Raw genomic sequence first — 13,819 nt, forward strand, 5'->3', positions numbered from 1 at the left:
ATAGACCTTCACATTAGCTGGGTTTATGTTTAGCCTCTGAACAACTATGTTGAAGAACTCCTCAGGATCGAATATAGGTGTCTCCTCAACAATTATCTCAGAGATCCTCGAGCCATTTATAACCACTCTGAAGAACCTCTTACCCTCTGAATCAGCGTCTCCAAGCACGATATTCATGCTAGGCTGATCGATTCCAAGGAGAATACCTCTATAGACCTTCCCATCAACGAGCCTCACATATACCCTCTTATCAACAAGGCTGCTGACCTCGCTGTGGAACCTCCTCAGGCCTGCTGGCGTGCTCACAGACTCATCACCTCTATAGATTTTTATTAAAAGGATATTATTATAGGAATATGAGATCTATATGGACTATGCTAATGAGTAGATTTTCACCATAAGATCCCAGCGGTAGATGCAGATCTTCTTCGGTGTTGGAAGAGCTCATGAGATATAAGCTCCAGAGCATGGTATAGAAGGAGGCTATGGACTTGGCGCAGCGCCAGAGACGTGGAAGGGCTGGTGGTGAGCTTAGAAGGAGGGTTAAGGTTCTATCGATAGCTGATAGCAGGATACCAAGGGTTAAGATAATCGAGCTGAGCGGGGATGGGCTGAAGATATCTATGGATCTACATTCAGAGCTCATAGTATTCAGCGAGGGTGAGGAGCTTGAAATGGTTATCTCGAAGAATATCCCAGCATATAGAGAGGGTAGGGACTTCTGTGCTAGAGGTGTTGTGGTTAGCCTTAGAGGTGGTGATAAGGTGGAGAGGGTTATCATAAGCCTCTGGGGGTATCTTGTTATATTAAGGCTTGAGGATCCATCCCTTCTTGAAGGCCTAGAGCTACAGCCAACAGATCATATATATTACTGCCTTATAAAGCAGGGCTAGGTCTGTGCCTTAGCCTCTACATATCCTCGATCCCTCTTCCTACTTGCAAGGATCTTCTTAACCTCACCCACAACCCTCCTAACCTCTGCCTCTAGCTCTTCATAATGGTGCTTCTTAAGATGATCCTCTGGGAACATATTTATCAACCTCTTACCACATATAAGGCATTGCTCAGGCCTCTTATCCCTATCAATCCTCGAGGGAACCATCGAGAGTATAATAGGGGTTGCTGTCGCTATTAGAAACTCCGCTAGCTTTCTATCACCAGCCTTCTCATTAATCCTCTGAACAAATCCTCTTAGCTGGTGCTTAGAAATACCATATCTATCGTTTGCAAGTGATGGTGGGAGAGATCCCCCTAGATATTCTAATAAAGCCTCCAACACCTCAGCCCTCCCAGCCATCTTCTTCAGAACGAGATACTCTAGCACCTCTATAGCAGGTGATGTATGGCTCCTATCCATGCCTCTACCTGGTAGAAAAGCTGGTCTATATAAAATGTATATAAGTTTTCCCCTATATAAATATGAGCAAATGTATTACCATTGGCTATCTAGATCTCCCAACATAGATCGAATATATATTTAGACAAAAGCCTATATAGCATGGTAGTAGGAATAGCTGAGGGAACACTTATATATATCCTCGTATAAGATGTCTTCGGAACCCCTGGGCGGAGGTTGATCATTATGACGATAATAATAAAGAAGATCGACTCTGAAAGCTTCGAGCTAGATATAAAGATGCCGAGGGTTGTATCGATAAAGATAGATCAGAAGAAGCTGAAGCAGATAGATGATCTGATGAAGAAGGCTGGGTATAAGAATAGGAGTGAGCTTATAAGAGACGCCATAGATATATATCTAAAGATCTTGGAGCAGGCTATTGGTCAAAGCACCACAGAGAAGGGTCAAGGCTTCGCAGGAGTTGAATCTATAAAGGAGAAGATACTCTCTATGCTAGCAAAGCATTAAGCAATAAAGATCTAAGATCTTTTTAAAGTCATAGCTCCCTATACTTACTCTTCATCCACTAACCAATGATTCAAGCTTCAACAGTTCTCATAAGATCCTCGAATGTCTCTCTCCTCCTAATCAGTCTAGCGCTACACCCATTAACGAGCACCTCAGCCGGTCTCGGCCTCAGATTATAGTTTGAGCTCATGGAATATCCATATGCTCCCACATCAAGTATCGCTAGGATCTCGCCCTCCACGATCCTCGGTAGAGGCCTATCCCTAGCCAGGATATCACCGCTTTCACATATATTACCAACCACATCCGCTATAACCTCTCTAGGCCTATCAACACCCCTGACAGGGATTATCTCGTGGTATGCATCATATAGAGCAGGTCTTATAAGGTGGTTCATACCTGTATCAACGCCTATGAATAGCTTTTTCTCCCCAGCATACTCGATCTCTTTAATATCTACCACCCTTGTTAACAGGATCCCCGCGTTCCCAACAATATATCTCCCAGGTTCTATCCTGAGCTTAACCTCCCAGTATTTTCTCGCAAACTCCTCGAGTAGCTCGGAGACCCTAGATCCCAGCAGATCTATGTCAACCCCTCTATCCCCAGGTCTATATGGTATTCCCAAACCCCCTCCCAGATCTATGAATTCTATATCTCCCAACCTAGTGGCGAGGTTTAGGAGGATCTCTAGCCCTCTTAGGTATGGCTCTACATAGTAGATACCTGATCCTATGTGCATGTGGAGCCCAGCTATCCTTAACCTATATCTCCTAGATATCTCGATCGCCCTCTCGATCTGGGATGGATATATCCCGAACTTGGTGAGCCCACCTGTTATTGTATATCTATGATGGCCTCCTCCAAAGCCAGGGTTGATCCTTATCGATACATCTGTTTCTGGGAAGAGTCTCCCGTATCTCTCGAGCTGTGATAGAGAATCTATATTGATCATAACCCCGAGCTCTCCTCTAACGAGGAGCATCTCCTCATCAGAGACATTAACACCGGTGAACAGGATCTTTTCCTTTGGAAACCCCATTTTAATGCCTAGAAGCACCTCTAAGGGGGATACTGCGTCCAAGCCACTCCCAAGATCCCTGAGGATTGAGAGGATCCATGGGTTGCTATTGGCCTTACAGGAATAGAGGATCTCCAGCCCCTTATATCGAAAGGCCCTTAAAAGCCTTAAATAATTATCCCTGATCAACTCCTCATCATAGACATAGAGGGGGGTTCCAAAACGCTTTGCAAGATCCTCAGCTTCGAAGCATCCAATATATAGAGAGCCTCCCACAAGCCTAATCACAAATATCTCCACGAAGATTTTGTTTCCATGGTGAAAAGGGTTTATCCTATATATGTTTGAGGAATAGCTTAAGGATCTACATAGATATATTGTCTCTACCAGCTGTTTTGCGATTCTTGTTTATAGCGAGAATATCTATGCTGTGAAACACCTATACATATAAATGTGTTAAGTCTATAGCCTACCAAATATATCCATAACTTATAGGAGTGCTCTTATTCATAGTCGTAGGTTATGTAGACCGCGGTAGAGCTCTATGGCTTATATTGTTTGTGGTATTCTAGATGATGGATGTATATGGCTGTTTTTGTTAATGGGGTGTGGCTCGGGATTGGATGATATTATATTCTACCTCACCGGGGTGTCTGTGGGTATCTTGTTTGGTGCCCACGATGTTGTTATAAGGGGGTCTAGATCTAGGCTGGATATCCATGCCATGACAACCCTGTCCCTCGCATCTGGATATCCTTTGGTTCTCTGCCTCTCACTATTTTTCTGGGGTTTTAAGCCTATATCCCTCCAATCGATTCTCCTATATATAGTTGCTGGCTTCATGAATTTCAGTGTTGGTAGATCCTCTCTCTACATGGCTATAAGGAGTGTAGGTGCTAGTGGGGCCAGTATATTGCTTACCCTTAGCATTGTTATAGGGGCTTTCCTAGGGCTTCTAGTGGGTGAGGAGATAACTATCTGGAGGGGCATAGGATCAGCATTGATCTTTGTCTCAGCCCTTGTAATAGCGTGGGGAGGGGAGTTCAGAAGAGATCCCAGGGGGATCTTGGCCGGGCTTATAGCATCTACAGGCCTGGCCCTCGCGATCTTCACTAGTAGGCTTGGAAATATATATGGTGGCGACCCCTTTGCAGGGGTTCTAATAGCATATAGCGTTGGCCTCATAGCTGAAATAGGCTTTTCAAGGGGCTTCAAATTATCTTTAAGCCTTGATAAGGAGATCTTAATGATAGTTCTAGCCGGGATCCTCGCATCCCTAGGCCAAGTTGCTAGATACTACGCCCTAGTTGGTTTGGGGACTAGTGTTATAACGCCTCTCCAGAATATACGTCCTGTAGTAGCAACATCTCTAACCAGGGTATTTTCTAAGAGGACTATGGAGGATCCTGGTGTGAGGGGTTATTTTGCGGCTGCCATAGCATTGGTAGGGGTTATGCTGATGGCTTTATAGATATCCTCAGATCTAGATCAACTTTAGATATTTCCCCTCATACTTAAATATATCTAGGAACCCTAGATGGATGAATGTCCAGTAACAAGGGCATGGAGAATCCTTGGCAGGCCTTGGAGGCTTGTGATAATAGATAGACTGCTATCCAGCCCGAAGACGTTCAACGAGCTATTGGAGAGCATGCCTGGTATTAGCAGTAGAACCCTTTCAAAGGCTCTTAAAGAGCTTAGAAGCGCTGGGCTTGTGGAGAGGGTATGTGATGGTAGGAAACACTATTATGCACTAACAGATGCTGGTAGGGATTTAAAACCCGTTATAAGGGCTGTGAGGGCTTGGAGCGAAAAGTGGATCAAGGGAGATTCTCAGCGTCAAAGGGTTCTCAAGGCCGGGCAGAGAGCCCAGCATCTAGGAGAGGGTGGGGGGTAGAAGCTATATTTTTAGGCTTTTTAGTCCTCTATAGCTGTGAGGACTATGCTAAGGCTAAGAGATCCGGAGTGGCTATCTGAATCCGTGTCATGGGGGCTCGCGATTGCATCTCTAATGGCTGTTTTCAACGGGTTTTCAGATATAGAGAGACTCATACATCTTGGATCGATCCCAAGCTATTTAATAGCAATTGTTATTGGCTTCTCACTCCACGAGCTAGCCCACAGATATATAGCCTCTGCAAGGGGATGTCAGGCGAGATTCACACTATCATCCTTAGGCCTCCTCATAACATCGATCTTTGGCGTATTCTCATCACTCCTATACTTCTTAGGCTCTAGAATGCCCTTCGTAATAGCCGCGCCAGGCTATGTTGGTATCAGATGCAGCTACTGGGGAGTAAGATCGATCTTTGGTGGGACAACAAGCGAGGGGCTCATAGCAATAGCAGGCCCAGCAACAAATATAGTTATCTCCATAGCAGGTCTAGTAGGGGCAAAGGCTTTCCAAGCACTCTCAATGCCGATCCTTTACCAAGTGTTTTTTGCGATTAAATATGTGAATAGCGTTCTAGCAGTCTTTAACTTAATCCCAATACCGCCTCTAGATGGATTCAAAATAGCTAGATGGAACCCACTTATATATCTCACCATGCTAATAATAGCACTAATAATCGTGTACCTCTAACCGTTTCTCCCTACCGATTTGCTCTGTTTAGTGGTGGGGGTTCTACCATGGGTGGCTTTTGAGTCCAGCGGCATGGGGTTCTCATCGCCTAGGCAGGTTCTAAAAAATATTAAGATTTTCTGTCCCTGCTTCGAAGAAATGGTTTTAGCTGCGGCTCTCGCATTATAGTTAAAAAGACTATCACCTTAGCTGAAAATATATATGATATTTTTATCTAGGAATCGCTAGAAGCTCTTAAAAACTCGATCGAAGAGTCTTGGAACTCAGGAGCAGGATATTAAAATATTATTGTGGATTAAATATAGTATGGTGTGATGAGAAGCACACTCTGATCTGTGATGTATGGAGACGGCTCTGAGCATAGGGGCAGAAACTATGGTTAAGGTCATTTAGGGTTGTTCTAATCCTTTTAGGGCTATTAGATATGCTATATGTTTTTATAAACCTCGGAGTTTAGGAAGAATAGCGGTGACCCTCGGGTGCGCGAGGGTGGCTGAACCGTCGTAGCCCGCCTGAGGGAGCCCATGGGAAGCTCAAGAGTGAAAACAACTGTTCTTGAGTGAATGGCTTGGTTTAACCTCTCCTTAGAAGGTTTCTCATCGCTATAAGACCCTCAGCTATGAATATTGATGATGCGCATACCGATGTGATCATTGCTAGTATTAGCTCTGGTGTAGCCTCTAAAATACCTAGTATAATGGATGCCGCTTCAGGGACTAATAGTCCTGCGAAGAAGGCTCCATATATAAGTAGTCTTGGAACCAGCTTATTCCCTATATATAGGTAGCCTCTGATCCTTATCCTCCTCCTAATCCTATATAGCCCCTTAGAGGGGTCTCTCTCAACGATACCGAACTCCTCGAATCTTTTTAGATGGTAATAAGCTAGGCTAGGCGCTATCCCGAGTTCTCTGGCAATCTCTCTAGGCCCTGCCTCTTGGTTCTCGAGGAGGTATATGTAGATTTTAAGCGCTAGACCAGATAGATCTTCCTCGTCGCCTTTAGATCTCATAATAATGTTTCCTCTATCCCTCTATCTACACATAGAGATCTTATTAAGGATCTCTGTTGGTGGTGGTTCTACAGGCTCTACATAGCCTCCTAAGTAGATCTTTCTGGTTATATCTATATATGTGTTCCCCTGTCTCATTAGCATAGATAAGGTGTATGGCCCATATATAGCTCCTCTTTCTCTGCCAATACTTATCTCTAGATCTATGATCAATATTCTATTATCTATATATGAGATGTTATATTTATACGAGGTAATTCTAATAGGTATAGGGATCCTAGCTAGGCATCTAGCCTCATCATCACCATAGACCCATGAAGAGCCATTCCACCCAATTGGGAATGGGGCTGGTGTCAGCGATATCCTTGAGATCGATATGTTATGCGTCAAATTAGAGGCACCACCCATTATCAGCCTTAGGGTAAGATATATCTTCCCATTAGATATAGATATATTCGTGATCTCAGCCCCCTGATAGAGAGAGCCCCTGAGATCTCTAGGTGTGGCTAGAGGGGCAACGCCTTGCGATAGCTGCTGAACCTCTGTGGCATTTCTTGGAGCAACTGTTAAAGCGGTTGGTGGAGATATGATCTCAGGCACTATAGTCATGGTCTGAGCCGAAGCTATTGGGTATTGCTGGCCCTCCGAAGCCCTATATCCCCTTTGATATGGATATATATATAGAATAGAATATGCAATAATAGCTCCAAGTGCTAGAGAAAGCATTATCAGCACCAATAGCAATGCTTTTTTCAAGTTGATCCCCTGCTTATCATAAATTCTCTAGATTAGAGAATAATATAAATATAATGGTTATACTGATTTGTTAAAACAGTTGAACATGGAGAGAAACAATAGATCTTCAGGATCTATTGTTTATGGTGTTTTACGGTTGTTTTAGCCCCCCTAAGTAGTAAGGGTGGCTGGACCGCTGTAGCTTGCCTAAGGGAGGCTGTGACGAGCCTAAGGATGGCTTTAACAACTGCTCTCAGGCTAGCGGTTAGTCTCTAGATGCTACGGAACTATTTCCTTATAATCTTTCTGAGAGAGCTATTTAGCGGGTATGAGGCTGCACCCTATATGAGGCGTGCCTGGGTCCCAGCTGGATCTGCATATACAGTAGAATCTAGACCAATCGCTACAATAGCGATTATAATCATTAATGTAGCAGCTTATCTCCTGACCAGCTATAGGAATTACTTTCTATCTATAGATAATAATGTGTTATGGCAATACGGCTATATCCCTGGATATATGTCTATCTCTATCTCAGAGGCTATCACTAGGATGATCGCTTCGATGTTTCTCCACGCAGACCCTCTTCACATATTCTTTAACATGTACTTCCTCTACTTCTTCGGAAGAGCTGTTGAGGGAGTTCTAGGCCCTGGTAGATATCTTGCTCTATATATCGCATCAGGCTTCTGGGCTGTTTTCTTACACACAGCATCTATAGGGTTTCAAGGGGCATCCTCTATATCGATCCCAGCTGTTGGGGCTTCGGGGGCTATAAGCGGTGTTCTTGGATCATATCTAATGCTATACCCAGCAACGCCTCTATCTATGTGCTTCTTCTACATAGTATTCCCCGTATGTGGGACCTTTAGAGCCTCAACTTTTCTCCTCTTCTGGTTCGCCATCCAGGTTATCTATGGCTATCTAAGGCTAGGAGGGGTAGCTTTTTTCGCCCATGCAGGTGGCTTCATAGCTGGTATAGCTTTCACATGGATTCTTGGTAGCGATATAGTTAGAAGGCTTAAGACGACTGCAACATGGTTTGGGATAGGCTCTTGGGGCTTCTCGATGAGGGGTGAGGGTTTAGGCGGGGTTCAGAAGCTCGCTTTAACAGTGCTCCTAATATCTATTCTGGCGATGGCTGGCTACTCATACCTTCAAGGTGCTATCATAGATAGATCCCAGCTGACATATTTGGTAGATGTAAAGATAAGGGATACCCCGGAGGGCCAGATCTATAGCACCTCACAAGCCACACTTATGGTATCTAAAGATATATCTGACTTCTCAATGAGCCCCATAGGCGATGATCTCTCGAGAATATTGATCAATAGATTCGTAGCCTCAAAAATACTGATCAATCCTGAAATGGCTGGGAAGACAGGGTATATAAGCACGGTCTATAGCGTTGTAGTGCAGGGTGTCAGAGTTCCTTTTGCCATATCAGCTAGGATAAGCTATGATAACAACGGTGTTATGGTATTATCTGAAGGATCTTCACGCACATACTCAGTTATATGCGATATAGGGTGTAGAGAGGGTGGGGAGATTATATACCCGTGGTTCACGCTAAGATCCTACGGCCCTATATCCATTACAGAGTTATCCCAGTTACCCCTTCTGCTATCAGCTGTAATGCTCCTTCTAAGCCTCTACGTTGTTCTGGCAAAGGATAGGGATCTCTCTATAGATCTGTGATCCCTAACGTTGTGTGTTATCAAGTAACATATAATTTAAATGTTTCAAGAATGACTTTATATATAGTATATCTTTATCTCCAAAAATATCCAAGAAATATATATCCCCCATATGATATTCCTTCTATGGTGATTATATGTCGCAGGCTATAAGATCCCCATTAACGATAGGTCTAGTAGTTCTTGTAATAATCCTGATAGGGGCTCTGGGATATCTAGCAACATACCCCCCTACAAGGGTTGTAACAACAACAGTAGCCGTTCCAACAGCCCCTGGAGCTCTCGCTACACAGGTATTTACGATAACACAGGTTCAGACGCTCACCCAAGCAGCCCCGGCTCAGGTGATGGAGTGCAGGCTTGGCTTTGCGATGGCGGTGAGCGGGCCATTCGCTGTGGATGGGCCGGTTAGAAGGGATGGAGGGATCCTAGCTATAGAGCATATCAATAAATATCTCTCATCCATAGGGGCTCCCATAAGGTTCACATATGTTCATGATGATACTAAAGGCACTGCCTCAGATGCTCTAAAGGTTGTTCAGTCTATGTATGGAGCAGGGATTAGGGTGATTATAGGTCCCTTCGCTAGTGGAGAGGTGAGGGGTGTGATGGATTTTGCTAACACGAATAAGGTTGTGATTATAAGCCCCTCATCCACAAGCCCCTTGCTAGCTGCCCCCGACTATGTCTTTAGGGTGACACCCCCAGATACTTTCCAGGGGAGGGTTCTAGCACAGCTGATGAATAGCCTTGGGATCAAGAAGGTTGCTGCTATAGTGAGGAACGATGACTATGGAAGGGGTCTTTTCGAGGCCTTCAAGGCGGTGTTCACACAGCAATATGGCGGTGTTGTGAGGGAGATACTATATACCGTTGGCCAGGCGGACTATGCTAGTGAGGTTAGCAGGCTCAGCTCCTATGTGAGGGAGCTCGGTGCCGATAGCTCTACAGCGGTGTTTATAATAGCCTATGAGGATGACGGGCTAAATATCATGGGACATGCAAGGCTAGACCCAATTCTAAGTAGTGTGAGGTGGTTTGGCGCTGAGACCTTGAATAGACCTGCAGCATATCTACCCCCACCAGCTGGGAGGGCTCCTAAGGAGGTTGCGGACTTCCTGGCAAAGGTAAGCCTCACAGGGGTCTTCGCCTCTCCCAGGGGTAGTCCTCTAGCTGATTTCTTTGAGAAGGAGTATAGAAGCAGGTTTGGGAGAGATCCGTCTCCCTATGCTTACTTCACATACGATGCTGTGTGGCTAGCAGCTATGGCAATACTATTCACAGGCGGTAAATGCTATGACGCCGATGCTGTTAAGAACGCCCTTCCAATTGTTGCCGAGCATTTCATAGGTGTAACAGGTTGGAAGGCCCTTGATGAGAATGGTGATGCTAGGGGCTCTGACTACACTATATGGCAATATAGAATCGTAGGTGGGAACTACACCTACGCCAATATCGGTGTGTGGAGATATCCGGCAGGGGTTATAGAGTTCTTCAAATAACCCCTATCACATCTCCAATATGGAAGGTGGTTTTTTGGAGCCTATTCTAAGGGTTGAGGGTCTATCGAAGAGGTTTGGAGAGCTAGTAGCTGTGGATAGGGTTTCCTTCGAGATCCATAAGGGGGAGATCGTGGGTCTTATAGGGCCTAACGGCTCTGGCAAGACAACCCTCTTCAACCTAATCACAGGAGTGCTTAGACCGGATAGTGGGAGGATCTTCTTTGATGGGAGGAGGATAGATGGCCTCCCACCATATAAAATCTATGGTATGGGGCTTGTCAGGAACTTCCAGATCCCAAGGGTATTCAGAGGGCTTACAGTTGCTGAGAACGCTATGCTAGCCCCTAGAGGGCAGATCGGGGAGTCCCCGTTTAAGGCTCTTTTCAGGGGGCTGTGGAGAAAACAGGAGGAGGACTTGGCTGAAAGGGCTGTGGATATACTTGAGGAGCTCCAGCTCCTACAGGTCTCCAGATCTAGGGGGATCTCTATCTCTGGTGGGCAGATGAAGCTCACAGAGATCGCTAGGGTCATGATGTCTGAGCCAAAGATGATCTTGTTGGACGAGCCTGCCGCAGGTGTAGCTATATCTCTCGCCCACGAGATCTTCTCAAGGCTGAGGAGCCTGAGAGATGTTCTTGGGGTAACCCTTTTCATCATAGAACATAGGCTAGATATTCTATTTGAATATGTTGATAGGGTGATGGTTATGAGCCAGGGGAGGATCATAGCTGATGGGAAGCCTAAAGAGGTTATAGAGGATCCAAGGGTTGTTGAGGTTTATCTAGGTGAGAGGTGAGGTATGTGGAGAGGATACTTGATGTGAAATCCCTCTCAGGGGGGTATGGAAAGCTCACGATAGTCTTCGACATAGATCTATATGTTGGTAAGGGGGAGATACTCTCCATCGTAGGCCCCAATGGATCTGGGAAGAGCACGTTGGTAAAGCTGATCGCTGGTGTTGCATCAATACACAGGGGATCTATATTCTATAGAGGTCAAGATATAACTAGAGAGCCTCCTGAGAAGAGAGCTCTTATGGGCATAGGCTATCTACCCCAGGTGAACAACATATTCCCAGATATGACGGTGGAAGAAAACCTGGAGATGGGGGGTTATGGATTATCTAAGGAGGATCTGCGGGATAGAATGGAGCTAGCCTTCACACTATTCCCAGAGCTGAGGAGCAGAAAAAAGCAGAGGGCGGGGACTCTGAGTGGTGGTGAGAGGCAGATGCTGGCCATCTCCAGAGCCCTTATGAGGGACCCTTTGCTACTCATACTTGATGAGCCCTCGGCAGGGCTAGCGCCAAAGCTTGTAGATAGGATCTTCTCATCGATAAGAGAGATAAGGGGTATGGGTAAGTCAATAATACTTGTTGAGCAGCACGCGAGGAGGGCCCTAGAGATCTCAGATAGAGGCGTTGTAATGGCTAGTGGGAGGATAGTGCTTGAGGGAGAGCCTAGAGAGCTCCTAAGCTCACAGGATCTCAGGCTAGCCTTCCTAGGAAAAAGATGATCTAATAATCTGAAGCCTAACATGCCTAGGATCTCTATGGCTAGAGCAATAATAGCTATCTCTAGAGACTCGTATACCTATCAGCTGAGATCTCTATATTATATTATTATAAAGTGCCCTAATTCCTCCTATTGTTTCGATGCAACCACATAATATAGGATACCTCTTACACCTTCTTCTATAATTGCTAGATTGTTTTTAACATATTTAATAGCGGTTTCTCTGGTTCTTGCGATATGTCTAGGGCTATGCCCCGGTATTAGGATCAATGGTGTTATCGGTCTTAGATCTACGATGATAATCCTACCCAGAGGCTTTAGAACCCTTGTCATCTCCCTCAGGGATCTCTCAACATCGTTGATGTGGTGTAGCGTTGTATGGCTAACCACATAGTCAAAGCTGTTATCCTCATAGCGTAGGGATCTTGCATCCATCACCTCAAGCCTCAGCACCCCTTTCTCAACATAGCTCCTAAAGATCTTTCTAGCCTTCTCAACCCTCTTAGGATCTATATCTATGCTCACCATAAATCCCCCAAGATCATCAACGATCTTTAATAAGGTATATGTGTTAATCCCAAAACCCGTTGATACCTCAAGGATCTTCGAGCCCTTCCTATTGATATGCCTACTATATATATCCATAATATTTGATACAAGCCTCAGAACATTCGATGCCACTCTTACGAGGAGCATCAGACCACCCCTATCTAACCTCCTCCCAGCTCCAAAAACGATTTTTAATCGTAGCTAGAGCCAGATAGCATTCCCGGGATCCATATTCCCTCGATCCCGGGCCTCCGCCCACCAGTTTTTAATCGCCTCGATTAGAATGTGCCCTATCATCGTGTAACCCTCTATTGCTTTATACCTTTAATCCTAAGGAAAAGCTTATATATTTATATACAATATTGTCTATGATCCCTGTATGACTGAGGTTGTAAGCATCAGGATTCCTAAGGAGTTGAAAGAGAGGATGAGGAGACTTAGGAATGTTAATTGGAGCATGCTTATAAGAAGATTTATTGAGGAGACTGTCGCTTGATACGAGGCTGAGGAGCTTATTGGAAAGATCGAGGAAGACTTGAGAGACGTTCCGGAGCTGCCTCCTGGAATTGTCTCGAGATGGTTAAGAGTTGACAGAGAGAGTCATTGACACTTCTACCTTAGCGAAATTCCTTCTGAAAGAGAGAGGATGGGAGCAGGTACGGGACATATCGCGTGAAAGACCGCGTACCCTAGATCTAGCTGTGAAGGAGGTTGCTAACGCAATATAGAGGAGGATTGCCCTTCTAAAAGATATAGGTGTTGAAAAAGCTTTTCAAATGCCGGATAACCTACTCAGTATGAGAGGGGAGGTGTTCTAGGTAGAGTCTCAGGATATATATTTAAAGCAAGCCCTCAAAATATGACCCCTTTCCTGCCCTGAAGGGCGGGGTTTTGCTGGGGTCTCGGGTGTTACCCCCCTTTGTGGGGGCTACTCCGTTGTGGTGTACGATGTAGGATAGTGGTTTTTTCACATGTTTAACTATCTTGCCTGTTGCTATCCTCATTATGTTTAGTGCTCCGTTTAGATCGCTGTGCATTCTGTGTCCTAGTGGGCATGTCACCACTCCTCTTGGCTTCCTCTTAACATCAACATTGTGGTATGCACATCTGCTTGATGTGCCATACTCTATTACCTCGAATACCCTCATCCCGTACTCCTGTGCCTTGAGCTCGATTGTTTGGATTAGCCTGTGGTATGACCAGATATTCACACTATACTTGTTACCATTATCCTGGGATATGTTATATGGATATCCTATGTATATCGTTGATACCCCGAGATCATGCAGCATCCTGATCAAATGAGAGGCTAATGTCCTGTATAGGTGTAATAATCTCC

The 13,819-nt window shown here is 45.0% G+C and carries 16 protein-coding genes; 9 read left to right on the plus strand and 7 right to left on the minus strand.

Annotated features, from left to right (window positions below; translation table 11 throughout):
• Positions 1-306, minus strand: a 306-nt coding sequence (locus QXE01_08280) for an LSM domain-containing protein (GenBank protein MEM4971232.1), incomplete at its 3' end; no start/stop codon positions are given.
• A gap of 185 nt (positions 307-491) precedes the next feature.
• On the opposite strand from QXE01_08280, the gene QXE01_08285 reads away from it, so the two are divergent.
• On the plus strand, positions 492-893 hold the full coding sequence (locus QXE01_08285; protein MEM4971233.1) for a DNA-directed RNA polymerase subunit G: 402 nt from the start codon (positions 492-494) through the stop codon (positions 891-893).
• On the opposite strand, the gene QXE01_08290 is transcribed toward QXE01_08285, so the two are convergent.
• On the minus strand, positions 890-1,357 hold the full coding sequence (locus QXE01_08290; GenBank protein MEM4971234.1) for a hypothetical protein: 468 nt from the start codon (positions 1,355-1,357) through the stop codon (positions 890-892). The two genes, QXE01_08285 and QXE01_08290, sit on opposite strands and share 4 nt — an antisense overlap.
• Before the next feature lie 225 nt (positions 1,358-1,582).
• Here QXE01_08290 and QXE01_08295 point away from each other — a divergent pair, with 225 nt between their 5' ends.
• A complete protein-coding gene (locus QXE01_08295) occupies positions 1,583-1,867 on the plus strand; it encodes a ribbon-helix-helix domain-containing protein (GenBank protein ID MEM4971235.1) in 285 nt (94 codons plus the stop codon).
• 70 nt (positions 1,868-1,937) lie between these two features.
• Here QXE01_08295 and lysA read toward each other — a convergent pair whose 3' ends face one another.
• Positions 1,938-3,176 carry a diaminopimelate decarboxylase gene (gene lysA, locus QXE01_08300; protein ID MEM4971236.1) on the minus strand — a complete coding sequence of 413 codons (1,239 nt, stop codon included), beginning with the start codon at positions 3,174-3,176 and terminating at the stop codon, positions 1,938-1,940.
• Between the two features lie 313 nt (positions 3,177-3,489).
• Between lysA and QXE01_08305 the strand changes: the two genes are divergently transcribed.
• From QXE01_08305 to QXE01_08315, 3 genes are all read left to right on the plus strand, one after another.
• Positions 3,490-4,359 carry a DMT family transporter gene (locus QXE01_08305; GenBank protein ID MEM4971237.1) on the plus strand — a complete coding sequence of 290 codons (870 nt, stop codon included), beginning with the start codon at positions 3,490-3,492 and terminating at the stop codon, positions 4,357-4,359.
• 66 nt (positions 4,360-4,425) lie between these two features.
• A complete protein-coding gene (locus QXE01_08310; GenBank protein ID MEM4971238.1) occupies positions 4,426-4,785 on the plus strand; it encodes a helix-turn-helix domain-containing protein in 360 nt (119 codons plus the stop codon).
• Positions 4,786-4,830: 45 nt separating this feature from the next.
• Positions 4,831-5,472 carry a site-2 protease family protein gene (locus QXE01_08315; protein ID MEM4971239.1) on the plus strand — a complete coding sequence of 214 codons (642 nt, stop codon included), beginning with the start codon at positions 4,831-4,833 and terminating at the stop codon, positions 5,470-5,472.
• Between the two features lie 573 nt (positions 5,473-6,045).
• On the opposite strand, the gene QXE01_08320 is transcribed toward QXE01_08315, so the two are convergent.
• Entirely contained in the window at positions 6,046-6,483 is a 438-nt protein-coding gene (locus QXE01_08320; protein MEM4971240.1) for a winged helix-turn-helix domain-containing protein, read from the minus strand.
• 21 nt (positions 6,484-6,504) lie between these two features.
• Positions 6,505-7,209: a hypothetical protein gene (locus QXE01_08325; protein ID MEM4971241.1), complete on the minus strand. Its 705-nt coding sequence runs from the start codon at positions 7,207-7,209 to the stop codon at positions 6,505-6,507.
• A gap of 354 nt (positions 7,210-7,563) precedes the next feature.
• Here QXE01_08325 and QXE01_08330 point away from each other — a divergent pair, with 354 nt between their 5' ends.
• From QXE01_08330 to QXE01_08345, 4 genes are all read left to right on the plus strand, one after another.
• Positions 7,564-8,916, plus strand: coding sequence for a rhomboid family intramembrane serine protease (locus tag QXE01_08330; protein ID MEM4971242.1), 1,353 nt, complete (start codon positions 7,564-7,566; stop codon positions 8,914-8,916).
• Between the two features lie 136 nt (positions 8,917-9,052).
• On the plus strand, positions 9,053-10,417 hold the full coding sequence (locus QXE01_08335) for an ABC transporter substrate-binding protein (protein ID MEM4971243.1): 1,365 nt from the start codon (positions 9,053-9,055) through the stop codon (positions 10,415-10,417).
• 34 nt (positions 10,418-10,451) lie between these two features.
• A complete protein-coding gene (locus QXE01_08340) occupies positions 10,452-11,213 on the plus strand; it encodes an ABC transporter ATP-binding protein (GenBank protein ID MEM4971244.1) in 762 nt (253 codons plus the stop codon).
• Positions 11,214-11,218: 5 nt separating this feature from the next.
• A complete protein-coding gene (locus tag QXE01_08345) occupies positions 11,219-11,932 on the plus strand; it encodes an ABC transporter ATP-binding protein (protein ID MEM4971245.1) in 714 nt (237 codons plus the stop codon).
• A 128-nt stretch (positions 11,933-12,060) separates the two neighbouring features.
• Here the strand turns inward: QXE01_08345 and QXE01_08350 are convergent, their stop codons facing one another.
• The gene (locus QXE01_08350) at positions 12,061-12,627 is read right to left on the minus strand and encodes a class I SAM-dependent methyltransferase (GenBank protein MEM4971246.1); all 567 of its coding nucleotides are present in this window, start codon (positions 12,625-12,627) and stop codon (positions 12,061-12,063) included.
• A 692-nt stretch (positions 12,628-13,319) separates the two neighbouring features.
• On the minus strand, positions 13,320-13,819 hold a 500-nt coding region (locus tag QXE01_08355), incomplete at its 5' end, for a zinc ribbon domain-containing protein (protein ID MEM4971247.1).

The sequence above is a fragment of the Sulfolobales archaeon genome (assembly GCA_038897115.1).
In the GTDB taxonomy this organism is placed as follows: domain Archaea; phylum Thermoproteota; class Thermoprotei_A; order Sulfolobales; family AG1; genus AG1.